The organism is Paracandidimonas lactea, from assembly GCF_021653995.1.
Classification (GTDB): Bacteria; Pseudomonadota; Gammaproteobacteria; order Burkholderiales; family Burkholderiaceae_B; genus Allopusillimonas; species Allopusillimonas lactea.
On sequence record NZ_JAJJOZ010000002.1, the window covers coordinates 525,804 to 551,611 of the forward strand.

The 25,808-nt window shown below is 60.6% G+C and carries 27 protein-coding genes; 12 read left to right on the forward strand and 15 right to left on the reverse strand.

Annotated elements, in window-relative coordinates:
* Positions 1-7: 7 nt before the first annotated feature.
* Genes ribH through LOL23_RS06340 form a run of 5 tightly spaced genes read left to right on the forward strand, consistent with a single transcriptional unit; the run spans position 8 to position 3,099 of the window.
* Positions 8-559, forward strand: a complete 552-nt coding sequence (ribH, locus tag LOL23_RS06320; RefSeq protein ID WP_160978049.1) for a 6,7-dimethyl-8-ribityllumazine synthase — start codon at positions 8-10, stop codon at positions 557-559.
* On the forward strand, positions 525-1,064 hold the full coding sequence (nusB, locus tag LOL23_RS06325) for a transcription antitermination factor NusB (RefSeq protein ID WP_160978620.1): 540 nt from the start codon (positions 525-527) through the stop codon (positions 1,062-1,064). Before ribH ends, nusB begins: the two co-directional genes overlap by 35 nt.
* Positions 1,061-2,020: a thiamine-phosphate kinase gene (gene thiL, locus LOL23_RS06330; RefSeq protein ID WP_237173291.1), complete on the forward strand. Its 960-nt coding sequence runs from the start codon at positions 1,061-1,063 to the stop codon at positions 2,018-2,020. Before nusB ends, thiL begins: the two co-directional genes overlap by 4 nt.
* 26 nt (positions 2,021-2,046) lie before the next feature.
* Positions 2,047-2,571: a phosphatidylglycerophosphatase A family protein gene (locus LOL23_RS06335; protein ID WP_160978045.1), complete on the forward strand. Its 525-nt coding sequence runs from the start codon at positions 2,047-2,049 to the stop codon at positions 2,569-2,571.
* Between the two features lie 15 nt (positions 2,572-2,586).
* Positions 2,587-3,099 carry a CinA family protein gene (locus tag LOL23_RS06340; RefSeq protein ID WP_160978043.1) on the forward strand — a complete coding sequence of 171 codons (513 nt, stop codon included), beginning with the start codon at positions 2,587-2,589 and terminating at the stop codon, positions 3,097-3,099.
* Between the two features lie 95 nt (positions 3,100-3,194).
* Here LOL23_RS06340 and pyrF read toward each other — a convergent pair whose 3' ends face one another.
* The 4 genes from pyrF to LOL23_RS06360 all read right to left on the reverse strand — a co-directional run bounded on the left by pyrF (position 3,195) and on the right by LOL23_RS06360 (position 6,804).
* Positions 3,195-4,016, reverse strand: coding sequence for an orotidine-5'-phosphate decarboxylase (gene pyrF / locus LOL23_RS06345; protein ID WP_160978041.1), 822 nt, complete (start codon positions 4,014-4,016; stop codon positions 3,195-3,197).
* A gap of 150 nt (positions 4,017-4,166) precedes the next feature.
* On the reverse strand, positions 4,167-4,553 hold the full coding sequence (locus tag LOL23_RS06350) for a diacylglycerol kinase (RefSeq protein ID WP_160978039.1): 387 nt from the start codon (positions 4,551-4,553) through the stop codon (positions 4,167-4,169).
* A 211-nt stretch (positions 4,554-4,764) separates the two neighbouring features.
* On the reverse strand, positions 4,765-5,754 hold the full coding sequence (locus tag LOL23_RS06355; RefSeq protein WP_160978037.1) for a Bug family tripartite tricarboxylate transporter substrate binding protein: 990 nt from the start codon (positions 5,752-5,754) through the stop codon (positions 4,765-4,767).
* Positions 5,755-5,817: 63 nt separating this feature from the next.
* On the reverse strand, positions 5,818-6,804 hold the full coding sequence (locus LOL23_RS06360) for an alpha/beta hydrolase family protein (protein ID WP_160978035.1): 987 nt from the start codon (positions 6,802-6,804) through the stop codon (positions 5,818-5,820).
* A gap of 99 nt (positions 6,805-6,903) precedes the next feature.
* Here LOL23_RS06360 and LOL23_RS06365 point away from each other — a divergent pair, with 99 nt between their 5' ends.
* Positions 6,904-7,890 carry a LysR family transcriptional regulator gene (locus LOL23_RS06365; RefSeq protein ID WP_237173292.1) on the forward strand — a complete coding sequence of 329 codons (987 nt, stop codon included), beginning with the start codon at positions 6,904-6,906 and terminating at the stop codon, positions 7,888-7,890.
* 26 nt (positions 7,891-7,916) lie between these two features.
* On the opposite strand, the gene LOL23_RS06370 is transcribed toward LOL23_RS06365, so the two are convergent.
* The 4 genes from LOL23_RS06370 to LOL23_RS06385 all read right to left on the reverse strand — a co-directional run bounded on the left by LOL23_RS06370 (position 7,917) and on the right by LOL23_RS06385 (position 11,184).
* Positions 7,917-8,699, reverse strand: coding sequence for a TerC family protein (locus tag LOL23_RS06370; RefSeq protein ID WP_160978031.1), 783 nt, complete (start codon positions 8,697-8,699; stop codon positions 7,917-7,919).
* Between the two features lie 615 nt (positions 8,700-9,314).
* Positions 9,315-10,172 carry an NAD-dependent epimerase/dehydratase family protein gene (locus tag LOL23_RS06375; RefSeq protein WP_160978029.1) on the reverse strand — a complete coding sequence of 286 codons (858 nt, stop codon included), beginning with the start codon at positions 10,170-10,172 and terminating at the stop codon, positions 9,315-9,317.
* Positions 10,173-10,304: 132 nt separating this feature from the next.
* Complete coding sequence (locus LOL23_RS06380) at positions 10,305-10,712, reverse strand: Hsp20/alpha crystallin family protein (protein ID WP_160978027.1); 408 nt, start codon at positions 10,710-10,712, stop codon at positions 10,305-10,307.
* Between the two features lie 28 nt (positions 10,713-10,740).
* Complete coding sequence (locus LOL23_RS06385) at positions 10,741-11,184, reverse strand: Hsp20/alpha crystallin family protein (protein WP_160978025.1); 444 nt, start codon at positions 11,182-11,184, stop codon at positions 10,741-10,743.
* Between the two features lie 385 nt (positions 11,185-11,569).
* Between LOL23_RS06385 and LOL23_RS06390 the strand changes: the two genes are divergently transcribed.
* Positions 11,570-12,145: a hypothetical protein gene (locus LOL23_RS06390; RefSeq protein WP_160978023.1), complete on the forward strand. Its 576-nt coding sequence runs from the start codon at positions 11,570-11,572 to the stop codon at positions 12,143-12,145.
* Between the two features lie 35 nt (positions 12,146-12,180).
* Here the strand turns inward: LOL23_RS06390 and LOL23_RS06395 are convergent, their stop codons facing one another.
* From LOL23_RS06395 to LOL23_RS06410, 4 genes are all read right to left on the reverse strand, one after another.
* Positions 12,181-12,690, reverse strand: coding sequence for a cupredoxin domain-containing protein (locus LOL23_RS06395; RefSeq protein ID WP_160978021.1), 510 nt, complete (start codon positions 12,688-12,690; stop codon positions 12,181-12,183).
* 67 nt (positions 12,691-12,757) lie between these two features.
* Positions 12,758-13,747: a copper resistance protein B gene (locus tag LOL23_RS06400; protein ID WP_439652073.1), complete on the reverse strand. Its 990-nt coding sequence runs from the start codon at positions 13,745-13,747 to the stop codon at positions 12,758-12,760.
* A 29-nt stretch (positions 13,748-13,776) separates the two neighbouring features.
* Complete coding sequence (locus LOL23_RS06405; protein WP_160978616.1) at positions 13,777-15,546, reverse strand: copper resistance system multicopper oxidase; 1,770 nt, start codon at positions 15,544-15,546, stop codon at positions 13,777-13,779.
* 375 nt (positions 15,547-15,921) lie between these two features.
* Entirely contained in the window at positions 15,922-16,821 is a 900-nt protein-coding gene (locus LOL23_RS06410) for a YncE family protein (RefSeq protein ID WP_237173294.1), read from the reverse strand.
* Between the two features lie 695 nt (positions 16,822-17,516).
* Here LOL23_RS06410 and LOL23_RS06415 point away from each other — a divergent pair.
* Complete coding sequence (locus LOL23_RS06415; RefSeq protein ID WP_160978017.1) at positions 17,517-17,804, forward strand: co-chaperone GroES; 288 nt, start codon at positions 17,517-17,519, stop codon at positions 17,802-17,804.
* 38 nt (positions 17,805-17,842) lie between these two features.
* Positions 17,843-19,489: a chaperonin GroEL gene (gene groL, locus LOL23_RS06420; protein ID WP_160978015.1), complete on the forward strand. Its 1,647-nt coding sequence runs from the start codon at positions 17,843-17,845 to the stop codon at positions 19,487-19,489.
* 170 nt (positions 19,490-19,659) lie between these two features.
* Here the strand turns inward: groL and gatB are convergent, their stop codons facing one another.
* The 3 genes from gatB to gatC form a co-directional block, all read right to left on the reverse strand.
* Positions 19,660-21,117 carry an Asp-tRNA(Asn)/Glu-tRNA(Gln) amidotransferase subunit GatB gene (gene gatB / locus LOL23_RS06425; protein WP_160978013.1) on the reverse strand — a complete coding sequence of 486 codons (1,458 nt, stop codon included), beginning with the start codon at positions 21,115-21,117 and terminating at the stop codon, positions 19,660-19,662.
* A complete protein-coding gene (gatA, locus tag LOL23_RS06430; RefSeq protein ID WP_202411652.1) occupies positions 21,117-22,643 on the reverse strand; it encodes an Asp-tRNA(Asn)/Glu-tRNA(Gln) amidotransferase subunit GatA in 1,527 nt (508 codons plus the stop codon). Before gatA ends, gatB begins: the two co-directional genes overlap by 1 nt.
* A 67-nt stretch (positions 22,644-22,710) precedes the next feature.
* Positions 22,711-23,019 (reverse strand): Asp-tRNA(Asn)/Glu-tRNA(Gln) amidotransferase subunit GatC, encoded by a 309-nt coding sequence (gene gatC / locus LOL23_RS06435; protein ID WP_160978011.1) that lies wholly within the window; start codon positions 23,017-23,019, stop codon positions 22,711-22,713.
* Between the two features lie 233 nt (positions 23,020-23,252).
* On the opposite strand from gatC, the gene LOL23_RS06440 reads away from it, so the two are divergent.
* From LOL23_RS06440 to mreD, 3 genes are read left to right on the forward strand one after another with little or no spacing between them, the layout of a single operon-like run.
* Complete coding sequence (locus LOL23_RS06440; protein ID WP_160978009.1) at positions 23,253-24,296, forward strand: rod shape-determining protein; 1,044 nt, start codon at positions 23,253-23,255, stop codon at positions 24,294-24,296.
* A gap of 60 nt (positions 24,297-24,356) precedes the next feature.
* Positions 24,357-25,244, forward strand: a complete 888-nt coding sequence (gene mreC, locus LOL23_RS06445) for a rod shape-determining protein MreC (protein ID WP_160978612.1) — start codon at positions 24,357-24,359, stop codon at positions 25,242-25,244.
* Positions 25,225-25,803: a rod shape-determining protein MreD gene (mreD, locus tag LOL23_RS06450; protein ID WP_237173295.1), complete on the forward strand. Its 579-nt coding sequence runs from the start codon at positions 25,225-25,227 to the stop codon at positions 25,801-25,803. Before mreC ends, mreD begins: the two co-directional genes overlap by 20 nt.
* The last annotated feature ends 5 nt before the right edge of the window (positions 25,804-25,808 follow it).

Below are 25,808 nucleotides of genomic sequence, written 5' to 3' on the forward strand. Positions count from 1 at the left end.
ATCCACTATGAATCCCTACACCATGGCTCCCGACTTGAACGGGGAAGGCCTGCACATCGGTATTGTGCGGGCGAGATTCAACGAGGAAATCGGCATGGCCGAGCTCGACGCATGCCTGTCCCAGCTCGGCGAGCTCGGGGTTGACGAACGCGATGTCATGGTTGTGTCGGTACCCGGTGCGCTCGAACTCGGCGTCACGCTGGCCCAAATGGCGGAAACCTTCGAGTTCGACGCGCTCATCGCCCTCGGTGCGGTCATCCGGGGCGAAACCTACCACTTTGAAATCGTCAGCAATGAAAGCGCGGCGGCCATCAGCCGTGTCGCCCTCGAAACCGGCATTCCGGTTGCCAATGGGGTGCTCACCACCGAAACCGACGAGCAGGCGCAGGTGCGCGCCGCTGAAAAAGGCCGCGATTGCGCCCGCACCGCGGTCGAAATGGCCAACCTCGTGGCCGCGCTCGAGCCCGAGGAAGATGAAGACGATTACGACGAAGACGAAGACGACGAAGACGACGACTTCGATGATGAAGACGAGGACGAAGATCTTGACAACAGGTAATACGCAGGGCGCCCAGGGGGGCGCGCCGCGGCCCAATCCACGCAGCGCGCGCCGCAGGGCGCGCGAATTCGCGCTGCAGGGCATTTATGCATGGCTGCTGCGAGGGGCCGATGGCCTGCAAGAGGCCGGCGCGATCGACGCACACATCCGCGACGATGAAGAATTTTCCGAGGCAGACGCCTCGTGGTACAAAACACTGCTGCATGGCGTCATGCGCGAGGCGCCCGCCTTGCGCGAGCGCTTCATGCCGCATGTCGACCGTCCGCTCGACGAGCTCTCGCCCGTCGAGCACGCCATTTTGCTCATCGGCAGCTTCGAGCTCGTCCACCACGTCGAGGTGCCCTACAAGGTGGCCATCAACGAAGCGGTCGAACTGGCCAAGTCGTTCGGTGGCACCGATGGCTTCAAGTTCGTCAATGGCGTGCTCGACAAAATGGCTGCCGATGTGCGTGCCGCCGAAGTCAACGCGGCGGCTGCGCGTCGTTCGGGGCATCAGGCCCGTTGAGCGGCGAATTCGATCTCATCGCCCAGTATTTCACGCGCCCGGCGCCGCCGGGTGTGTTGGGCGTTGGCGACGACTGCGCCCTGTTGCCGGTGGCGCCCGGCCATCTGCTGGCTACCAGCACCGACATGCTGATCGAAGGGCGCCATTTCTTTTCCGATGCCGATCCAGCGGCGTTGGGGCACAAGGCGCTGGCGGTCAATGTTTCCGATCTTGCCGCCATGGGGGCGCAGCCGCTGGGCTGCTTGCTGGGCTTATCGCTGCCACACATCGACCACGGCTGGCTCACAGCGTTTGCGGGCGGCTTTCATGACTTTGCCAAGCAGGCCAGTTGCCCGTTGATCGGCGGTGACACCACTGGCAGTCCACAAGGCATTGCGATTAGCGTCACTGTACTGGGGCAGGTGAAGCCCCATCATGCGCTGCGGCGCGGCGCCGCACGGCAGGGCGACGATATCTGGGTCACAGGGGCGCTGGGCGCGCCGGATGTCGCCCTGCGCCTGCTTCAGGGAAACCTGCCGGCCAATGATGCGCTGCTTGCCGCTACGCGCGGAGCGCTCGAGCGCCCCATGCCGCCTTGGGGTTTTGCACAGAAGCTGGGCGGCGTTGCACACGCAGCCCTGGATATCTCCGATGGTCTGGTGCAAGATCTGGGCCACATCCTCACGGCCAGCCAATGCGGCGCAACCCTGCATGAGGCGCTGCTGCCCGTGGATCCCGCACTGCGAAGCCTGGATGCCGCGGTTGTGCGCGACGCCGTGCTGGCGGGCGGCGATGTCTATCAACTATGCTTTACGGCACCAGAATCCCGGCGCGCAGCCATTGTCTCACTGGCGAAACATGCCGGTGTGCGCGCTACGCGCGTGGGCACGATACACGCTGGCGAAGGGCTGCGGGTGCTTGATTCCCATGGCGCCGCTATCGCCGTCGGGCGTGGCGGCTTCGATCATTTTTCCTGACACGGGCGCTGACCGCCTTTCCGACCATGCCGGCTCCTTCGCCAACCTCAAACGATAAATTCGCCAACCGTCCCGGCGCTTCTTGGGTATTTGCATCTATACCTCGCACGCTTGCCTTCGGCCTGGGTAGCGGCTTGCTGCGTCCAGCGCCGGGCACCTGGGGCACGCTGTGCGGCTGGCTCCTGTGGGTGCTGCTCGTAGCGCGGCTGCCAGACATCGGCATAGGCGTTGCCTTGGCGGTGGCATTCGCGTTGGGTTGCTGGGTATGCCAGCGCACCGGGCAAGAGCTCGGCCAGCCGGATCACGGCGGCATGGTTTGGGATGAAATCGTGGCGTTCTGGCTGGTGTTGTGGCTGGTGCCCGCTACCTGGGACGCCCAACTGGCGGCCTTTGTGCTGTTCAGGGCCTTTGACATCGTCAAACCGCCTCCCATACGCTATTTCGATCGCCGTATCAAAAATGGCTTTGGTGTCATGTTCGACGATCTGATCGCGGCAGCATACGCGCTGCTCGCCATGGCCATATTGGTACGTTTTGGGCTGTTCGCATAATACTCGGGGGCCGACATGCGACTCAACGAAAAAGAACAGGGGCTGGCCGCACTATTGGGCCAGCGGCTGGTCGACAAGGGCTGGATGTTTGCCTGCGCCGAATCGTGCACAGGCGGCCTGCTGGCGGCGGCAATGACAGACACTGCTGGCGCCAGCCAGTGGTTCGATCTCGGTTTCGTCACTTACAGCAACAGGGCCAAGGTCGAGCAGTTGGGCGTCAGCGAAGATACGCTTGAACGCTTTGGTGCCGTCAGCGAGGAAACCGCGATGGAGATGGCTTCGGGTGTGCTCGAGGCGGCGACGCCCGCGCATCTGGCCGTTTCTGTCACCGGCATCGCCGGGCCCGATGGCGGAACGCCTGGCAAGCCGGTGGGCATGGTTTGCTTCGGTTTCGCACAACGCACGCTGGGCGGCGTCACCACGCGTGCCGCCACAAAAATCTTTGAAGGAGATCGCGCCGCCATCCGGCGCGCAGCGGTGGACTTCGCCCTGCGGACTGCGCTCGATTTGCTGCCTGCACCCTTATAGGTCGCGCACCGGCATGGCGGCGCTCGACGCATGCCGTACACATGAGGCATGCACTGCCGCGTCCAACGCTGCCCCTGGGCGATGTTGGGGTTGTGTCAGGCTGTACGCGCCGCGTTGATAGCGTCGCGCGTGGCGCGGGCGGCGCGTGCTGCGGCCTCGCGCCAGTCATCGCCGCCGCTGGCATACAGGATGGTGCGCGACGAGTTGATCATCATTCCGGTGCCATGCCTGTTGCGGCCTGCCGCTACGGTGGCCGGGATATCGCCGCCTTGGGCGCCAATGCCCGGGATCAGCAGCGGCATGTCTCCCACGCGTGCGCGTACCTTCGCAATTTCTTCTGGAAAGGTCGCGCCCACCACCAGCGCGCATTGGCCATTGGTGTTCCAGCGATCCGCCACCAGGCCCGCTACGTGCAGATAGAGTGGCGTGCCGTCTTCCGATTTGATGAATTGGAGGTCTGAACCGCCGCGGTTGGAGGTGCGGCACAGCACGATAATGCCTTTGCTGTTCCAGGCCAGGTAAGGTTCGACGCTGTCAAAACCCATGTAGGGGTTTACCGTGACAGCGTCTGCTTGATAACGCTCGAATGCTTCGCGCGCGTATTGCTCGGCCGTCGAGCCGATATCGCCGCGCTTGGCGTCGAGCACGACGGGCAGGTGAGGATGATACTCGTGCACATAATCGCACAGCGCTTCGAGCTGTTCTTCGGCACGCACCGATGAAAAGTAAGCAATTTGCGGCTTGATTGCACAGGCGTAGGGCGCCGTGACATCCACAATGGCTTTGCAGAACTCGAACACCGCATCGGGGCGGCCGCTGAGTTCGGCGGGAAACCGTTGCGGATCGGGGTCCAGGCCCACCGTGAGCAGCGAGCCGCTGCTGGCCCAGGCGTGTTCGAGTTTTTGAGTGAAAGACATGTTTGGCACGGGGAAATTGATCCGTCGGGTAATCGCTTGATTATAGTGAAGCGGCCCGGGTGGCGCAGACGGCGTGGGTTGCTATGTTGGCGGGCGCAGAATTGCTCCGGCCATGCGCGAAGACCAGCAGGGCGGTTTGCCTACCGGTATTTATACGGCCGAGGCTACGTGCGAAGCGATGATGCCGGCCCATACAATGGCCGCCAGTGCCAGCGACAGCAACACGGCGGCGCTGCCCAAGTCTTTGGCACGGCCGATCAAGGGGTGGTGCTCGGTTGTAATCTTGTCGGCCAGCGCCTCGATGGCCGAATTGATCAGCTCGACAATCAGTACGAAAATCAGCGACGCCACAAGCAGCGCCACTTCCAGCCAAGTATGGCCCAGCCAGAGCGCCAAAGGCAGCAGCGCAACAACCAGCAAAAGCTCCTGGCGAAACGCCGCTTCATGCCGACAGGCCGCCGCCAACCCCTGCATCGAGTAACGTGCCGCGTTAACGAGGCGGGCCAGGCCGCCTTTGCTTTTATAGGAAGAGTGCATGCTGTGCTTTGGTTTCCCCGTACATGGTTCACGCGGAGCCGAAAGTGGCGCGGGTTTGCGCCGCATGCGCACGTCTTCGGAGCCTGCGTGGATTATACGGGGGGCGCCGCGCTCACAGATTCAGTCAAACTACGGCGCGGCGTGACGCATCAATCCGCGGGGGGCCGCCGCGCTTACAACTGCACAGCAAAGGCGCGGCATACAGATGCGCTTATTCCGGCTGGAACTTAGTCTGTTGGATATCCTTGCGCAGGCGCTCGGTATCGTTGGCCACGAATGTGGAGAACTCCGCGACTGATTGTGGTGCGGCTACTTCCACGCCCATCTTGCGGTAGGTCTCGACAATTGCCGGTTCCGCCAGAATCGCGCGCAGCTCGGTGTTCAGGCGCTCCTTGATCGGCGCGGGCGTGCCTTTGGGCGCGAACAGCCCGGTCCAGATGGTGTAGTCGATGCCTTGCAGGCCGGCCGTCTTGGCTGCCACAGGGATGGCCGGATTACCAATGTCCGGTGTGGCGCTCGTTACCGCCAGCGCGTTCAGTTTTTTGGCGGCAATGTGTGGCAGCATGGCCGGCAAGCCGAGCAGCGCCAGGTCGATCTGGCCGCCCATCAAGTCGGTGCTGGCCTGCCCCGCGCCGCGATAAGGGATCGCAGCGATATCGACACCGGCGTCCGCCTTGATCTTTTCCATCACCAGGTGAAAGAGCGAGCCGCTGCCAGGGATGCCGTATGACAGGCTGCCTGGTTTGTCGCGGGCCAGCTTCAGTACGTCAGCGAGCGTGTCGACCTTCAGGTCGGGCCGGGCCAGCAGCACCAGGCCGCTGGTGCCGACTTTGCCGATCGCATCAAGATCGGTGGCTTTGTACGAAGGGGACGCCGCAACCAGGGGTGCCAGGGACACGTTTGACGTAATGCCTACCAGCAGGGTGTAGCCATCGGGCTTTGCGCTGACAACTTTGGCGGTGCCCACCATGCCATTTGCGCCGGTCAGGTTTTCCACCACGACCGGTTGCCCCAGGCGCTGGGCCAGGCGCTCGGATAATACGCGGCCTATCGGATCCAGAGAGCCGCCGGGCGCATAGGGGATGACAAGGCGGATCGGACGGTCGGGATAGGAATCGGCCGCCGCTGCATGGTGAACCGGCGCCAACGCTGCGATGGACAGGGCCAACGCGCCTACTGCACGAGATACTCGGTGATACATCAGACTCTCCTCATGGTGTTCAGGTGAATTCGGAAAAGGCGGCCGCGACAGCGGCGCTGGGGACTATGTCAGTACATCTTCAAGCCAAGCGTGTATTTGGGCGGCGATGTCGGCGCTGTTGTTGTCCATCATCGGCAAATGGGAGTTGCCGCGCACACCGAGCGCGGGGAGGTCAATGCAATGCGTCGTGGCGCCGTTGCGCGCCAGCAGTGCCGTCCAGGCATCTGCCTGTCGTCGGTACTCGCGCCAGCATTCGCTGGTATCAAAGTAATCGCCCCACACCGTGCATACGGGAATGTGGCGCATCGCCGTTGCCGTATGGTCATTTTCCGCAACGCCGCCGGCGGGCTCGACCAGCACCAACGCCTTGATCAGATGGGGCACACGTTGTGCGACCGCCTGCGCCAGACGCGCACCTTCGCTGTGCGCGATCACTACACCGGCGCCGCATTGTTTCAGCAGCGCGCAGTAGGCATCAATCATTAAGTCCCGATGCATGGTCCAGCGCGGCACGAATTGCCGCGCCAACTGCTCAACATGCGCTGTTGGGAACCGCTGCCCAGGGTGCGCCACATACCGTGGCTGGCTGTTTTCTTTTGCGACCGTGCCGATGCGGAACATCGCCCAGGCCTGTTCAATCGTACGGTGCTCGGGGCGGCTGCGGTCCAGCGCGTGCGCCGGCCACGAGGCGCGGCCACGCTCCACGGCGTCGCTGACGAGCACGTCGCAGCCTTGACGCAGGAAATAATCCAGCCAGCCCGGACGGCCATCTGGCGTGTCTTCCCACGTGCACCCGGTCATGCCACCGCCGTGCCACAAATAGATGGGACAGGGCATTGCGGGCTGTGCCTGGGCATACTGCTGCACATACATCTGGCCAGTGATGCACTGGCCGTTCGGATCGGAGATACGAGGCGGCAGCCCCGGTACGGACGCCAGCTTGCCTGATGTGCCGCTGATCAGCGTGGCAGCGCCGCCGACGTGAAAACCCCGTATGGCTTTAAGCGGTGGCAGGGTTGCGGTGGCGGCGTCGGCGGGGTGAGAAATCATGGGGTTGAAACGCTAGGGTGTTGCCTGAGTGGGCACAGTATCCTTCTGCCACCTAAAACTGTAAAATATAGCTTTTATATCCAAGCATAAAAAATAACTATGGCAAGGCGTACGCCCGCGCTTGCGATACCGGAAGCCGAGGTGCGCGAGGCGCGCAAGCTGGATATCCCCAAGCTGCTCACCTTCATCGCGGTTTGCGAAGAAGGCAGCATTTCCGCCGCCGCTCGGCGTCTGCACATCGCGCAGCCAGCTGTCACCACCTCCATCGCCAAGCTCGAGTCATCACTGCAGACCACCCTGCTGGTGCGCTCCTTGCGCGGGGTACATACCACCGCCAGTGGGCGCCTGCTGCTCGAACGTGCCTACCGCATCACGGCGCTGGCACGCGAAACCCTGCAAGAAGTCGTCGGGCTGGCGCATCAGCCAGAAGGCGATGTGTCCATCGGTCTGCCTTCGTCCGTTGCGGCTGTTCTCGCGCAGCCGCTGATCGTGCGCTTGTCCGAGCATTACCCGCGTATACGCCTGCGCCTGGTCGACAGCTTTTCAGGATATTTGTGGTCCTGGCTGATGGAAGGGGAGCTGGATCTTGCGCTCGTGTTTGATCGTACGGCGGAGCCCGCCGTGGCGCTGACGGTGCTGGCTCAGGAAGACATGCATCTGGTTGGGGCGCCTGCTGGCATGCCCGCCGCCAAAGAAATCGGCGTGGCCGATCTGCACCGGTATCCACTGGCCATGCCTTCGCGCAAACACGGTATCCGCTCGGCGCTCGAGAGCCACATCCTGCGCCACGGGGGGCTGCCGGATGTCCAGCTCGAGATTGACGCCGGGATACACCTGATCAGGCTGGTGGAGTCAGGCAAGTGGTACACGTTGCTGGCCCCGTGCGCCGTAGCCCCTGAAATACGTGCCGGCACGTTGCGCGCCGCGCGTCTGACGCCGGTGTTTACGCGCACCATTCACCTCGCCCAGCGACGCTCGACACAGGGTGATGCGGCAACACAATTAGTCGCGGATGAACTCACCGCCCTGGCTCGGCAACTGATGGCCGATGGCAGTTGGCAGGCCCGCTGGTTCGCCGGGCCGTAATGCGCGCCGGCGCGTTTATCGGCGCGTCAGTTGGCGGAGCCTGCATCCGGCCGTTGCTTGCGTACGCGCCGCGCCATCATGTTCAGGCCTTCGACCAGTGCCGAGAACAGCATGGCCGAGTAAATATAGCCCTTGGGCACGTGGACACCAAAGCCTTCGGCGATCAGCGTCATGCCGATCATGAGCAAGAAACCCAGTGCCAGCATCACTATCGTAGGATGGCGGTTGATGAAGCTGGCCAGCGGGTCGGCGGCCAGCAGCATTACCGAAACCGCCACCAAGACCGCAATCACCATCACTGGTATGTGGGGCGTCATGCCCACCGCCGTGATGATGCTGTCCACAGAAAAAACAAGGTCCAGCAGCAAGATCTGCACGATAGCTGTGGAGAAGCTCATCGCGACCTTGTTGGGAGGGCCCTTGGCATGCGCATCCTTGCCCTCGAACATATCGCCGCCAGGGTCAGGGTCTACATTGTGGTGGATTTCCTTTGTCGCCTTCCAGATCAGGAACAATCCGCCGGCAATGAGAATGATGTCTTTCCAGGAAAAACCCTGCGTGAAGATTTCAAACACCGGCTCGGTAAGACGCACGATCCACGCCACCGTACCCAGTAGCGCAAGCCTCAGGATGAGCGCCACACCAATGCCGATACGGCGTGCCTTGGTGCGCTGCTGTTCGGGAAGCTTGTTCGTAAGGATGGAAATGAAGACAAGGTTATCAATGCCGAGAACGACCTCCATCGCAATCAGAGTGGCCAGCGCCAGCCAGATGGTGGGATCGGACAGCAATTGCATTGTGGCGTCCATGCTCTTTTCTTCCTTGTTATCCAGCTGGCCCCGTGCGGAACCGATGCCCATAAACGCGGCTTGGTGCAGTGAGCCGCCCACCGTGGTTGGAGGCCGCCAGCAAGCGTCATACCAGACAGGGTTTGTCGATGCATGCTCCTCCGGCGCTGGCCTGCTGCCGGGCTATGGCAGCGCCGCCTGCGGCAATCGGCCTGATATGACGCCGCGCCCAGGAATCGCCATTTTTCCTGGGCATAGATATGTGTAGAAAACCAACAATTTCGACGTTTTATGCAAATACTAGGGTAAACCCTTGCCAATAGCCTAGGGTTTACCCTAGAATTCAGTTATCCGATCACCAACCTATAGAGGTTCAAAAATGGCAAACGCAGTCAAGAACATGATGGCGGCACTGAACTGGTTTGATCGTGCCGTGACAACCTATATGTCCGACTTGGCAAGCATCCGCGCCAAGGGTGTCCACGCCTACGAGTAAACACATCTCGCCGCGGCATCCGCAGGCGCATCCGGCAACAAGGATACGCCACTGCCGCAGAATTCCCAATGCCTCCGCAGGCCTAACCTGTCGGGGGCATTTTGTTGTTGCGACGGGCGTGCGTCTACCCTGCAAACCATTCAAAGCTTGGCGTAGGGTAAGGTTTTTTCATACCATTCCAAGGCGCTGGGCCAGGCCGGCTCCCAGCCGGACGCGCGCAGCCGCGCATTGGAGAGCCGTTTGCCTGTGGGCGCTTGCAATTGCCTTGCCGCCGCAGGGGCGCCCGCTAGCATGGCCAAAGCGTCATAGAGTTCCGATGTAGGCAAGGGGTGGTTATCTGTTCCTATGTAAAGTTGCTTCGGATTCTCCAAGGCCAACAGGTGTGCACAGGCACTGGCAGCATCATCAATGTGAATACGGTTGGCCCAATGCCCGGGGCCATCAGGCACCGTGATCGTTCCAGCCCGCAACCCCTCTAGCAGCCGCGTCCGCCCTGGGCCATATAAGCCTGTCAATCGCAGTGTGACACCGACGCCTTGCGGTAGCGCCGTCTGCAAAGCTGCTTCGGCCTCCAGCAAGGTGCGCGCGCGGAAACCCGAGCGCTGAACCGGTGAGTCCTCGTTTATCCAATTTTCGGAAGGCGGCCAGACGACAGACGATCCCACCAGAACGCAGCGTTGGAGCCGCTCGACACAATTGGTGGATAGGCTGCCTAGAAGTGCTTTAAGACCGTGTGAATAGACGCTTGCGTAATGAGCGGCTGTCCTGCTGTCTGGCGATGGCGCATAGAGAATATGAGTGATTTCAGAAAAGGCGGCGTCGCTTAGAAAGGAAAGGCTGGTTGGGTTCCCCAGATCGGCTTGGTACCAGGTAATTGGATCTTCGCCCTCTCGATGTACAGGGCTGCGCCGCAGCCCGATACACCTCCAACAACCATGATCCAGAATCTTCGCCGTTCGTATACACAAATCGCCGCCGACCAGTAAAAGCGTATTCATTTCAAGAACCCTTCGTCGAGTGCGCCCCAGAACGCGCCATTAGCTCCTGCACCCGCGTCTGCGCAGCAGGAAGGTGGCGACCAGAAGGCCGCCACCCGGTTTTTGCCATGCGTTGCTGACCGCCTGGTGGCGTCAGCCCGTTTGCACCTCGATCCGGCGTGGCCGGGCTTCGTCGCGACGCGGTATCGTCAGTTTTAGCACGCCGTCCTTCAGGGACGCATCGATTTTCGATGCGTCAAACTCAGCCCCCAGCGAAAAGGCTCGCGTGAAATGTGGCTGACGCAGCTCCGCGTGCTGCAGGCGAAATCCGCCCGGCGTGGGCACGACCGCCTCCGCCTCGATGTACAAGTTTCCATCGTGTACCTTCACATCGAGCCGGTCCTTCGTCACGCCGGGCAAATCAGCCCACAGTGTGACGCCGTGGCTATCCTCAAAGATGTCCACGGGCGGCGTTAATGTGACACGGCGCTGTGATTGGTCATCTTCACGGCGAGCCACCGCCGTTTCGTCTTTCCTGACCAGTTTTGTGGTGTCGTTCATGATGTCCTCCTCGATTCTGCAACGGGTTTCATTGAACAGAGATGGCTCGTGGCTTGGACGATTCCTGCTTACCGATACTGACGGTCAGACAGCCATTGGTGTATTGCGCCCTTACCTTATCGGGGTCTGCGTGCGGCGGCAGCTCGATGACGCGCCGGAAAGCTCCAACGAATCGTTCCTGCGCGTAAGTGCGCAAATCATCGCCAGACCCTTCCGGCTGTGCGCTCTCGCGCTCGCCGCTGATGCTAAGCAGCCCCTTGTCGATCGACACATCGAACTTCGCCGGATCGACACCTGGCGCAAAGGCGACGATCTCGATAGAGTCGTCGGTCGAGCCAATGTTGACCTGAGGGAATGCACCGAAGCGCCCGGAACGGATGCTGGAAGGGAAGCCGCCGAAGAGGCCCGCCATTTGCCGTTGCAGACGATCGAACTCGCTGAATAGGTCGGCGCCGAAGTAGAGATCGCTCATGATCATTTCCTCCTGAGAAAGCAGCAGGAAGACGGATCGGCCTACGCGCTCCAGTCCGTCTGCCGTGCTGCGGGCGAACAAATTGAAACACGCAGCGCGCCGGATTGCGGGCGCGGCTGCCTTGGTGGAATTTAAGATAGGATCCCAGCCCGGAAATTTCAAGGGGGTGTTACAGCTTTTCTCTTGAATTCAAACAGCGACGACTATGTTTGTTACCCCCTCGACGGGGCATGCGGGCACGCCACGGAATCTGCATTGCAATTCGAGCGGATCAGCCAAGGCTTTGCCGATTACAAAAATGTAATTTCATTGTCAGTCTTTCGACAGAGGCCGCCGCGTATATTGATACTCAACCAGCACACTTGGCCATTCTGAGGAGCATGACATGAAAGCATTTCGCACCACGCTAACCGCGCTTATCCTGAGTGGCCTGGCGGGAGGTTCCTGGGCACAATCGACCGAAGAGCATAGTGCCCACCATCCAGGCAACACGGCGGATGTCCCTACGAAAAGTGGTGAGTCTGTAGCGACGGCCCCGGCCGAACAAGCCCAGTTGCTAGGCAAGATGGACACTCAACTGAAGGCAATACAAGATTTCCACGAAAGATTTCAAAAGGCCAACCCTGAGGAGCGCCAGAAGCTTTTCTCCGAACACCGAAAACTTATGCAAGAATCCATGGACATGATGTCGTCGGCATCATCAAGCTCGCAAGGCATGGGGATGATGCAGGGCATGGGCATGGGCATGATGCAGGGCATGGGGTCGATGGAAAAAACGAGCCCATCGGCCCCCTCTGACAAGCAACCGCCAGGAGGCGCCGGATCCCGAGACATGATGATGGGGCAGTCGGGCATGCAAAACATGATGCAGCACCATGACATGATGCTCAAGCGCATGGACATGATGCAGGGAATGATGCAATTAATGATGGACCGGTTGTCCGCTACAGAAGGGCAGTAAACGCTGGCAGGGGCGCATTGCGCTGATGGCGTACGTCAGTTTACTTTTACCTTACCCATCATTCCGGCTTCCAAATGGCCAGGGGCCAAGCAAGCAAAATCGACATTACCGGCTTGAGTAAACTGCCACACCAAGCCGCCAACCTTGCCGGGGCCTAATGTGATCATGTTGGGCTCGGTATGCTTCATCCCCGGCATTTTCTTCATTTCCTCGGCATGCGCTTTCATGTCGGCAAGAGACCCAATCACCATCTCGTGCGGAATCTTCCCTGTGTTCTTGATAAAGAACCGAATGGTCTCGCCGGCCTTGACCTGAATCTCGCTGGGCGTGAAGCGCATGGCGTCGTCCATTTTGACTTCGATCGTACGAACCACTTTCCCTGGATCGCCCGGTTGTCCAATTGGCGAATCCGGGCTCGACATCGTCGACATGTCGTGGCCCGGCATGCCGTGCCCCGGTGCGCTGTGGCCGCCGGTATGGGTGCCCGCCGAAAATGCTACGGTCGGTAATACGCTTAAGGCCAGAATAGAAAGGGTCTTTCTCATCAAAATAGTCTCTTCAAGTTTGTATGGGCAGCGATGTTTTCACGCTCGCAGCAATGTAAATTCAATTTCAAAAGCGAAAACTCACGCCAGCCACGAATCGGGTTTCTTGCTTGTGCTCGCCCTCTGCTCGCGCATAGTCTGCCGTCTTGCCAAATTTACTGGACCACTCGACCCCGACATAAGGCACAAACTGGCGCGTAATTTCGTACTTGAGCCGCAAGCCTGCGGTGCCGTCCGTCAGCCCGCTGCCTATGCCTCGGCGTTCATCATCTTTGCCGTGTAGATTGACCTCCAGGCTCGGCTGCAGGTAGAGCTTCTGTGTCAGCAGGATGTCGTACTCTGCCTGTAGACTCAGTGCGGTGCGCCCGCTGGGGCCCGCGTAGGCTGTCGCATCCACTTCGAACCAGTATGGCGCAAGCCCTTTGATGCCCAGTGCCAGCCATTCACGGTTTGGCATGTGCCGACCATGATCAAAGCGCATGCCCAACTCGGTATCCCAAAATGTTGAAACCGCATGACGCCAAAGCAGTTCTGTCGTCGAATCGTGCAATCTTCCGCTCGCGATCTCGCCTTCGGCCTTGATCACAGCACGATTATAAGTGCTGCCATACCAAGCCTCGCCTTCATAGGCGGCCCATTCCTCGCCTCGAGCCCTGACGTATTCCAGCCGGTCGATGCTCACGGAGCCGAAATGATGCATGTCCGACATAACCAAGACTTGTGACGGCGGCAATGCGTACTTGCCGGCATTACGCACATAGCCTTCGGAATATGCATCTGGATCCCGGGCGTCTGGCGGAGCTGAACCGCCTTGCATCTGCATATCGCCGTGATCCATTTCCCCGCCGCCATGGTTCATTGCACCCATACTGTGGTCAGGGGCTGGGGTATTGCCGGCGACATGATTCATGCCTGACGAAGGTACGCTTGCTTTCGACGATTCCGAGACATGGCCGCTGTGGCCCCCATGTGTCTGTGCGTAGGCGGACGCGGGCACTGCAGCTGCGGTTGCGATCGCAACGACGAGGATCTTCTTTTTCAATTTTTTGTCTTTCATCAGAATATCTGACGGCTTTTTCGTGTTCTTCATGCCACCACCACTTCGCGGAACATCCCCATGTCCATGTGTAGCATCAGGTGGCAGTGCCAGGCCCAACGCCCCAGGGCGTCCGCGGTGACGAGAAAACTGATCCGCTGGGCGGGCTGCACGGGTATTGTGTGTCGACGGCACTGAAATGCTCCGGCGGGCGTTTCAAGTTCACTCCACATACCGTGCAAATGCATGGGGTGCGTCATCATCGTGTCGTTGTGCAGAATGACGCGGACGCGTTCGCCATAACGGAAATGCACGGGCGTCGATTTCCCGAATTCCACACCATCGAACGACCAGGTGTAGCGCTCCATGTTTCCCGTCAGGTGCAACTCGATCTCCCGCTCCGCACCGCGCGGATCCATGGCACCGTCCACGGTATGCAGATCAGCCAGCGTCAGTACCCGTCGCCCATTGTTGCGCAGGCCAATGCCTGGATCATCGAGATTGGTGCGCGGCGTATCAACTCGCATATCAGTACTTGCACCATACTCAGTTCTTGCATGGCGCACATGTGTGCTCGCGCCGCCTGTGGCCATACCTGCGTGACTCATCCCATGCATGCTGCCATGGGGCATTTCCGCCGTACTGCCATGTTGCATCGGAGCGGCGCCCCCGTGCGACATACCAGTACCGTTATTCGTGCCGCCCATTGCGCCCATCATGTCACCCATGCCTAGCCATTGCACAGGATCCAGGGCCGGTACGGGTGCTTCCAAACCGGCATGCGTGGCCAGTGTGCCGCGCGCATAGCCAGTACGATCCATCGCTTGCGCGTAAAGGGTGTAAGCCTCATCTTTGGGCTGCACTAATACATCGTAGGTTTCGCCCGGCCCGAAGCGGAATTCATCGACAGTAACAGGTTCCACATTGACGCCGTCGGCTTGAACAACTGTCAGGCCAAGACCGGGGATCCGCACGTCGTAGAAGGTATTGGCCGCCCCATTGATGAATCGCAGGCGGACTCGCTCGCCGGGGCGAAACAGGCCTGTCCAGTTCCCGGCCGGCGTTGTGCCGTTCATCAAATAAGTAAGGACGTCGGCCGACAGATCTGCGAGATCCGTGGGGCTCATGCGCATTTCATTCCACATCTTGCGCTTGTCCACGGCTGCTTTAAGTCCTAAATCGGAGACATCGCGGAAGAAGTCCACTGCCGTGGGCTGGTTATAGTTGTAATAATCGCCTTGCATCTTCAGCTTGGACAGGACCTTCATAGGGTGTTCATCAGTCCAGTCTGACAGCTGAACGACATACTCCCGGTCGGCGCGAATGGGGTCTGCTTGGGCCGGGTCGATAATAATTGCGCCATAAACCCCAGTGGCTTCCTGCATACCGGAGTGTGAGTGATACCAAAAGGTGCCGCTTTGCTGCACTTGGAATCGATAGGTAAAGGTTGCGCCCGGCGGGATTCCGGCAAAACTGATCCCTGGTACGCCATCCATCTCGAACGGCAGGATGATGCCGTGCCAGTGAATGGACGTAGGCTCCTTGAGGCGGTTCTTTACCCGGATGGTCACCGTATCGCCCTCATGCCAACGTAGAGTCGGCGCGGGAAGCGAGCCATTCACTGTCGTGGCCATGCGCGGGCTGCCCGTAAAGTTCACGGGCGATTCACCAATTTCCAGATTGAACTCGGTTCCTTTCAGGATTTGCGCAGAACCCGTGCTCGTCTGGTTCGATTGCCTCCCCAGCGCTCGAGCATAAGGCGAAAGACCGAGAAGAACGCCGCCCGTAGCTAATCCTTGTACAAAGCGGCGGCGGGGCATGTATGGTAATGGGACAGCCAGCGTAGTGCGGTGTTTCACGCGCAGTATTCCTCTGAGGTCAAGTTTTTATTGGGTGCGTTCTTGGCGGCCTAGCCTAATGCCAAAACAACCGAGCAATTCTTAACTTTAATCAAGTACAACTGTCTGATCCGTGACGCCTGGATTACATTTCTGTAATCAAAGGGCATTGCTTGCTCACGGAATCAAGCCTCCAAGCAATGGATACACAAGCCATTTGGTCGCCGAAATAGGCAGGCCCCAGGTCTTGATGGACCAAGGGCCGTTTTCGAAGAATATCGCCGGCGTCAGGCACACAAGGGCAGGTGCTGCGCTGAGCAGGTTGCGAAGTTATGTGCCAACTGCTATAGCCGTTTCCTATGGAAGTGCGCGATAGGTGATACCGTTGGGCGCCGCGCCCACCTTATAGGTTGCGGCTACGGCCTGGGTACCCGTGTCAATGGCGCTGACTGTGTCGGCCTTGCTGTTTGTAATGAACACCCATTTGCCGTCATCGCTCGCTACCACGCCGTGGGCACCTCTGCCCGTCGTCACGGTAGCGATGACGCGCTGTTTACCCGTATCGATTACGGAAACCGTATTGTCCGGATCGCTATCGCTCCCCTGATTGGCCACATATATTTTGCTGCCATCCGGTGTGGAAAAAAGCTGGATTGGGTTACGCCCCACGTCGATTGTGTTGGAAACCTTCCGGCTTTTGGTATCGACGACAGCGACACGATTCTCATCGCGCAACGATACGTAAACCTGCGCCCCATTTGGCGTAAATGCGACCTGGACCGGCGCTTTGCCCACCGGGATGCGCGCGGACTCCGTGAGTTTCTGCGTATCGATCACTGACACGCTATTGTCCACTACATTGGCCACATATAACTCGCGTCCGTCCGGGCTCAGCCGCAGGCCATGGGGATAGCGGCCCGTGGAAATTTCGGCCGCGACCGCTTTCTGGTTGATATCGACCACTGTTATCCGATTCGCATCAGCATTGGTGATATAAGCATGGTCCCCGCTCCGGCTCGTGACGACGTGGGCGGGATGGTCACCTGAAGGCAAGGTCGCGATCAGCCTATCTGGTTTACTCGCATCCAGGAGCACCAGGGCCGCGCTACGCTCACCCCCATGCATAGTGTCTGCATTCTTGGGCTGGCTTTTCCCCCCGCCATGGCTGCCATGCCCGTCGGAGGAGGTGCCCACCGCCAGGAGTAATTTGCCCTCGGGCGATATCTGAACATTATGCGGCACGACCGGTATATTCACTGTCTGGACTTCACCCGAGCCCAGTGTAATTACGCTGACGGAGCCATCGCCCTCATTAGCGCTATACACGATACCATTGCTTGGCGAGGCTGCATGTGCAATGCCCAGAGCGGTGGCAAGGATAGTTGAAGCCAGACTGATACGGAGCTTACGCATACATAATCTCTAGAATGGAAGCAGCGAGCGCTGAGAAAACGACCGCCACTGCCGTTTTGATGCTACTGAACGATTGTTGAGATGCCAGCGTGAAGAGGCAATGGGATCCACTGTAGCGGGGCGATACTGTCGAACACATTGCTGGTCGATTACATCTTTGTCAGCCATCGCTGAGTGGAGGAAAGGAGATCGACGGGATATCACGGAGGTTAACGACGTGCGGCACTACGGCGCCGTCGCAACACCAAAGAGCAATTCCCAGGCCCCGGCCTTGGCCTGTCGCCCCGTTGATTTCGCCAGTGGCCAGCTTTAGTTCTGTTGAATTTATTGACAATCGACATCAATCCCAATGTAACAAAACGAAACGACCATTTTGCCCCACTTGAAGATTCAGACTTCATCCTTATAATTAGCACTCGTAGGGGTCGAGTGCTAACAACCCTTGCCGCAGCCCCAGGCTCGCGGTGGTTGCGGGCAAAACCGGCCCCTCTGCTTACTTTTCACTCGTTAAACAATATTTTTTGAACAGGAGTTCCTCCATGGCACTGCGTCCTTTGCACGATCGCGTGATCGTCAAGCGTCTGGACAACGAGCGCACCACCGCGTCGGGCATTGTGATCCCTGACAGCGCTGCTGAGAAGCCCGATCAGGGCGAAGTCGTGGCTGTTGGCCCCGGCAAGAAGACAGAAGACGGCAAGGTGCTGCCGGTTGACCTGAAAGTGGGCGACAAGGTCCTGTTCGGCAAGTATGCCGGCCAAGCGGTCAAGGTCGACGGCGAAGAGCTGCTCGTCATCCGCGAAGAAGAAATTCTCGCCGTAGTTTCGTAATCCGCGCGAACGACTCGTATTATTTAAGGAATTCAAGAATGGCTGCTAAGCAAGTTTATTTCGGTGACGATGCACGCGTTCGCATCGTCCGTGGCGTCAACATTCTGGCCAATGCTGTCAAGACCACGCTCGGTCCCAAGGGCCGCAACGTTGTGCTCGACCGCTCCTTCGGCGCCCCCACCGTCACCAAAGACGGCGTTTCGGTTGCCAAGGAAATCGAACTGAAAGACAAGTTCGAGAACATCGGCGCCCAACTGGTCAAGGAAGTCGCTTCCAAGACGTCCGACAACGCCGGTGACGGCACCACCACTGCCACCGTCCTGGCACAAGCCGTGGTTGAGGAAGGCCTGAAGTACGTGGCCGCCGGCATCAACCCGATGGACCTGAAGCGCGGTATCGACAAGGCTGTTGCTGCTGCCGTCGAAGAGCTCAAGAAACTGTCCCGTCCTTGCACCACCAGCAAGGAAATCGCCCAGGTTGGTTCCATCTCGGCCAACAGCGACACCTCGATCGGTGAAATCATCGCCAACGCGATGGACAAGGTCGGCAAGGAAGGCGTCATCACCGTTGAAGACGGCAAGTCGCTGGAAAATGAGCTCGACGTCGTCGAAGGCATGCAGTTCGACCGTGGCTACCTGTCGCCCTACTTCATCAACAACCCCGACAAGCAAGTGTCGGTGCTGGAAGATCCGTACATCCTGATTTTCGACAAGAAAATCAGCAACATCCGCGACCTCCTGCCCGTACTCGAGCAGGTTGCCAAGTCCAGCCGTCCGCTGCTGATCGTGGCTGAAGACGTCGAAGGCGAGGCCCTGGCCACCCTGGTTGTGAACAACATCCGCGGCATCCTCAAGACGACCGCTGTCAAGGCTCCTGGCTTCGGCGACCGCCGCAAGGCCATGCTCGAAGACATCGCCATCCTGTCCGGTGGTACGGTTATCTCCGAAGAAACCGGCATGTCGCTCGAAAAAGCTTCGCTGGACGACCTCGGTCAGGCCAAGCGCATCGAAGTGGGCAAGGAAAACACCATCATCATCGACGGCGCTGGCGACAGCAAGTCGATCGAAGCGCGCGTCAAGCAGATCCGCGTCCAGATCGAAGAAGCCACGTCCGACTACGACCGTGAAAAGCTGCAAGAGCGCGTGGCCAAGCTGGCCGGCGGTGTTGCCGTGATCCGCGTCGGTGCGGCCACCGAAGTCGAAATGAAGGAAAAGAAGGCACGTGTCGAAGACGCCCTGCACGCTACCCGCGCTGCGGTGGAAGAGGGCATCGTCCCCGGCGGCGGTGTTGCACTGATCCGTGCCAAGGCCGCCATCGCCAATGTCAAGGGCGATAACGCTGACCAGGACGCCGGTATCAAGCTGATCCTGCGCGCTGTCGAAGCGCCCCTGCGCACCATCGTTTCCAACGCCGGCGAAGAAGCCAGTGTCGTGGTTAACCAAGTTGCCAGCGGCAAGGGCAACTTCGGCTACAACGCTGCCACCGGCGAGTACGGCGACCTGGTCGAACAGGGCGTGCTGGATCCCACCAAGGTGACTCGCACTGCGCTGCAGAACGCTGCCTCCGTAGCCAGCCTGCTGCTCACGACCGAAGCCGCTGTGGCTGAAATCGTGGAAGACAAGCCCGCGCCCGCTATGCCCGACATGGGTGGCATGGGCGGTATGGGTGGCATGGGCGGCTTCTAAGCCAGCCTGTGCACGAGCCGGAGCCATGATGGCCCCGGCCTTCCGCACCGGCCACCGAGCTTGCCTGGCAAGGCTCGGCGGCCACAAACAAAAACCCCGGTATCTCGCGATGCCGGGGTTTTTGTTTGGTCGGATGCATGCGCCTGAAAGTGCAGGCGCATGGTAGATGGCTACCCGTCCAGCTTTTGCTTGAGCAGGTCGTTGACCTGCTGCGGGTTGGCCTTGCCCTTGGCGGCTTTCATGACCTGGCCCACCAGCGAGTTGAAGGCCTTTTGCTTGCCGGCGCGGTACTCTTCGATGGCAGCGGGGTTGGCGGCCAGGACCGCGTCGATCATGGCGCCGATGGCGCCGGTGTCGCTGATCTGCTTCAGGCCGCGCGCCTCGATGATGGCGTCCGCGCTACCGCCGTGTTCGCCCGCCCACATGGCGGCGAACACTTCACGGCCGATCTTGTTGGAGATCGTGCCGTCGATGATGCGCTCGATGAGGCCGGCCAGTGCAGTAGGCTTGACGGGGCATGCGGAGATCTCGATTTCTTCGCGGTTCAGCGCGGCGGAGACTTCGCCCAGCACCCAGTTGGCCGCCAGCTTGGCCTGGCTGGCGGGCAGGGCGGAGGCGGTATGTTCGAAATACACTGCCGTGTCGCGGCTCATCGTGAGCTGGGCGGCGTCGTAAGGCGTGAGGCCCAATGCCTGCTCGAAGCGTTCGCGCTTGTGGCGGGGCAGTTCGGGCATTGCAGCGCGCACCTGTTCCACCCACTCGGAGGCGATCACAAGCGGCGGCAGGTCTGGGTCGGGGAAGTAGCGGTAATCGTGCGCGTCTTCTTTGCTGCGCATGCTGCGGGTTTCATCGCGGTCGGCGTCATACAGGCGGGTTTCCTGCACCACTGTGCCGCCGTCTTCGATCAGCTCGATCTGGCGGCGCGCTTCGAACAGGATGGCGCGCTCAAGAAAGCGGAAAGAGTTGACGTTTTTGATTTCAGTGCGGGTGCCGAATTCTTTCTGACCCTTGGGGCGCACCGACACGTTGGCATCGCACCGGAATGAGCCTTCCTGCATGTTGCCGTCGCAGATGCCCAGCCAGACCACCAGGCTGTGCAGGGCGCGTGCATAGGCGACAGCCTCGGCGGCCGAGCGCATCTCGGGTTCGGAGACGATCTCGAGCAGCGGCGTACCAGCGCGATTCAGGTCGATGCCGGTGGAGGATTCGCCATGCGGGCCGGTGAAGTCTTCGTGCAGCGACTTGCCGGCGTCTTCTTCGAGATGGGCGCGCGTGAGGTTGACGGTTTTTTCGACGCCGTCCACAAAGAAGGTGACCGTGCCCCCTTGCACGACCGGGATCTCGAACTGGCTGATCTGGTAGTTTTTGGGCAGATCGGGGTAAAAATAGTTTTTACGTGCGAACACCGACAATGGTGCCACATGCGCACCCACGGCCAGACCGAACTGGATGGCGCGCTCGACGGCGCCGCGATTGAGCACAGGCAGGCTGCCCGGCAAAGCCATGTCGACGTCGTTGGCCTGGGTGTTGGGGGCGGCGCCAAAGCGCGTGCTGCTGTCAGAGAATATTTTGGATTGCGTGGAAAGCTGCGTGTGGGTTTCCAGCCCGATGACGATTTCCCATTCCATTATGCGTATTCCGGTTTGCGTTGATGCCAGTCGGTTGCTTGCTGGAAGCGATCGGCGATGGCCAGCAGGCGGCCTTCGCTGAAGTAATTGCCGATGATTTGCAGGCCCACAGGCAGGGGCTTGCCGGCGGGGCCGCCAAAGCCGCAGGGCACCGACATGGCAGGCAGGCCCGCCAGGCTGACGCCCAGGGTGTAGATATCGGCAAGCCAGTCGGCGACCGGGTCTTCGCGGTTGTCGCCGATGTGCTTGGCCACGGTGGGTGTGACAGGCCCCATGATGACGTCGCATTGGCCGGCGAAGGCCTGTTGGAAGTCGTTGACAATCATGCGTCGCACGCGTTGCGCCTGCAGGTAGTAGGCGTCGTAGTACCCGTGAGACAGCACATAAGTGCCCACCATGATGCGCCGCAGCACCTCGGGGCCGAAGCCTTCGGTGCGCGAGCGGCTGGTCATCTCGGCCAGGTCGCCGTACTGCGCGGCGCGGTGGCCGTAGCGCACACCGTCATAGCGCGATAGATTGCTGGACGCTTCGGCCGGCGCGATCACGTAGTAAGTGGGGATGGACAGCTCGGTGCGCGGCAGCGAGATGGACACGCGTTCGGCGCCCAGCGACTCAAAGGTTGCCAGTGCGGCTTCGACCGCTGCGGCAACGTCGGGTGCCAGGCCGGCGCCGAAGAACTCGGCCGGTACACCAATGCGCAGGCCCTTCAGGGGCTGGCTGCCGGCGGCGTCGAAGCCGCCTGAAGCAGCATCGAATTGGGTGCGGATGCGGCCCGGCTCGTTTTTGGCGCCGTCGCAGGTTTCGAGGCTGGTGGCGTCGCGCGGATCGAAGCCACTCATTGGGTCAAGCAACTCGAGCAGATCCTGGGCGTGGCGGGCAATGGGGCCGGCCTGATCCAGGCTGGAACCATAGGCAATCATGCCGTAGCGCGACACCGTGCCATAGGTGGGCTTGATGCCGCTGACGCCGCACAGCGCCGCAGGCTGACGCACCGAGCCGCCGGTGTCGGTGCCCGTGGCACCCATGGCCAGGCCCGCCGCTACCGCGGCTGCACTGCCGCCCGAGGAGCCACCGGGCACGACGCTGTGATCCCAGGGGTTGAGGGCGGGGCCGAAGGCCGAGTTTTCGTTGCCCGAGCCCATGGCGAATTCGTCGCAGTTAAGCTTGCCCAGGGACACTGCGCCGGCGCCTTGCAGGCGGCTGACTACCGTGGCATCGAAGGGGCTTGTGTAATGCGCGAGCATCTTGCTGGCGGCGGTAGTGCGCCAGCCTTGCGTGACGAACAGATCTTTGTGGGCGATGGGAATGCCGGCCAGGCTGGGGGGCGAAGGCTCCACCAGCAGGCGGTCGGCGACGTCGGCTTCGGCCAGGGTAAGGGCTGGGTCGACATGCAGGAAGGCATTAAGCTTGCTGCGGGCCTGGATGGCGTCGAGGGCGCTGGTGGCCAACTCGCGGGCGCTGACGCGGCGTTCGCGCAGGGCGGCCCGCAAGGCGGCGATGCTGTCGAATTCGGTGTGCAATGGCATTCTGGATATCGTTTGTGGAGGTTGCGGGTTGCCTGCCGGGCGGCGCGGTGGCCGGGCGCGTGGGCCGCTATTCGATGACGGTGGGCACCAGGAACAGGCCATCGTGCTGCGCCGGTGCATTGGCCATCAGCGCCTGGCGCTGTTGTACAGTGCTGGTGGGCCAGGCCACATCGGGGCGCAGCCGCAGGTGGATGTCTTGGTGTGCGGCCAGCGGGTGGGCCATGGGGACGATGCCCGCCGTGTCCACAGCCTGCAATTGGGCGATGAGGTCCAGGATGCCGTTCAGTTCGTGTTGTGCCCGGGTATTCTGGGCCGGGGAAAGTTCGATGCGGGCGAGCCGCGCGATGCGGTCCACGTCTTGCTCGGTGATGGCCATGGCTTTGCGTGCAGGAGAGTGAGGCGAAGGGCGCTGATTATGGCGCCAGGAAGCATACGTGAGCGGCAAGTAACATTAGATAACATGCCGCTTTTCATGCGAATCAGAAGCCAATTATAAGTTATCATTGCTGGTTTGATTCGTTGGTCAAATTATGGCGCCTTTCCCTGCTGCGCCTATCGGTTGCGCGCGCTGACGGATTCCTTTCTTCACCTATACATCACTGAGCGCCCATGTTCGGATTCCTTCGCAGTTACTTTTCCAGCGACATGGCGATCGACCTCGGCACCGCCAATACCCTTATCTACGTTCGCGGCAAGGGTATCGTGCTGGATGAGCCGTCCGTCGTCGCCATTCGCCACGATGGCGGCCCCAGCGGCAAGAAAATCATCCAGGCCGTAGGCCGCGAAGCCAAGCAAATGCTGGGCCGTGTTCCCGGTAACATCGAGGCCATCCGCCCCATGAAAGACGGCGTCATCGCCGACTTCACGGTTACCGAGCAGATGCTCAAGCAGTTCATCCGCATGGTGCACCCGCGCAGCATGTTCGCACCCAGTCCGCGCATCATCGTCTGCGTGCCTTGCGGTTCCACGCAGGTCGAGCGCCGCGCGATCCGCGAATCTGCCCTGGGCGCGGGCGCCAGCCAGGTGTTCCTCATCGAAGAGCCCATGGCGGCGGCCATCGGCGCCGGCCTGGCCGTATCCGATGCCAGTGGTTCAATGGTGGTCGATATCGGTGGTGGCACCACAGAAGTGGCCATCATCTCGCTGGGCGGCATGGTGTACAAGGGTTCGGTGCGCGTCGGGGGCGATAAGTTCGACGAAGCCATCATCAACTACATCCGCCGCAACTATGGCATGCTGATCGGCGAACCCACCGCCGAACTCATCAAGAAACAAATCGGTTCCGCCTTCCCGGGTTCCGAAATCAAAGAAATCGAAGTCAAAGGCCGAAACCTGTCCGAAGGCGTGCCGCGCAGCTTCACGGTGTCGTCCAACGAGATCCTCGAGTCCCTCACCGATCCGCTCAATCAGATCGTCTCCGCCGTCAAAACCGCGCTTGAACAAACACCGCCCGAGCTGGGCGCCGACATCACCGACAAGGGCATCGCCCTTACCGGCGGTGGCGCGCTGTTGCACGATCTCGACCGCCTGCTGCAAGAGGAAACCGGCCTGCCGGTGGTGGTCGCTGAAGACCCACTTACCTGCGTGGTGCGCGGCTGCGGTGAAGCGCTCGAACACCTCGAACGCTTAGGCACAGTCTTCATCTACGACTGATTCACGCACGACCAGGCCCCGCCCTTGAGCGGGGTTCTTTCCCTGGAAGGCGCTTTTTCCATGCAAGAAACCGGCACGATCAGACTGTTCAAGCGTGGGCCCACCGCGGAGCTGAGGCTGTTCGTCTTCGCGCTGCTGGCGCTTTCGCTGCTGGTTGTTGACGCCCGCTGGAAGGTCCTCGATCCGGCCCGCCAAGTCATTTCCGTGGCGCTTTACCCATTTCAGCGCCTGATGCTTGCGCCGCGCGACGCCGTCGAGCACTTCAACGACTGGAAAAACGCCGCTTCTCTGGCCCGTTCCGAAAAAGAAGCCCTGCAGCGCCAGCGCATCGAACTGGCGCAACTCTCCACCCACGCCGCCCAGCTTGCGACTGAAAACGAGCAGTTGCGGCGCCTGCTCAACGTATCTGGCGAAGTTACCCAGCCGTCCGTCGCGGTCGAGGTGTTCTACGAGCCGCCCAATGCGTTCTCCCATCACCTCATTTTCAACAAGGGCTCATCCAGCGGCATCCGTCCGGGCATGCCAGTCATGGACGAGGGCGGCATCGTCGGGCAGATCGTGCGCGTCACGCCTTTTACGGCTGAAGCCGCGCTGCTTACCGACGACAAAGTCTCGATCCCGGTGCAGGTGCTGCGCAACGGGCTGAGGCTGATCGCGTTTGGCGGCAATGTATCCGGCAAGGTCGAGGTTCGCTACCTCACCGCCAACGTCGATCTCGTGCCCGGTGATGTGCTCATTACCAGTGGCATCGGAGGCTTGTTTCCCGCTGGTTTGTCGGTTGCGCGTGTCGACAGCGTGTCGCGCGATCCGGCCACGGGTTTTGCGCTGGCCGAGGCCACGCCGCTGTCTCATCCCGAGCGCCATCGCCATTTCCTCGTGCTGCTGGTCGATGTATCCGATCAAGGCATGAGCACCGAAGGAGGCAGCGATGGCGCGCAGGCCGGATAATCACGCGCCCGTTCCGCAACGCCGGGTGTCTTCCCTGGCGCGCCTCGAGCCCATCGACACCTCGCCGTTCAAGCGGCCTTCCAGCGTGCTGTTTGTCTGGTTCACGCTGCTGCTGGTCTGGCTTATCTCCCTGCTGCCCTGGCGCGAATGGCAGCCGGCGCCAGATCTGCTGCTGCTTGTCATCGCCTTCTGGTGCGTGAACGAACCGCGCCGCGTGTCCATGCTGGCCGCGTTTGTATTCGGGCTGCTGGTTGATGTACACGCAGGCACGATGCTGGGCGGGCAGGCACTGGTCTACACCCTGGCGGCCTATGGCGCCACGGCGCTGCAGCGTCGGCTGCAGCATTTCAATGCGGTCGTTCAGGCGATACACATGCTGCCGGTCTTCGTACTCGCGCAGTTCATCGGCCGGGTGATCTACGCCTGGCTCAGTGGCGAATGGGCCGGCTGGGCATGGCTGTGGTCGGCGGTGTTTATGGCGGTGTTATGGCCTCTGGCCGATCTGCTTCTGCTTCTGCCGCAGCGCCGCCTGGACGACAACGACGCTGGTTCGGTCTAGGCGCC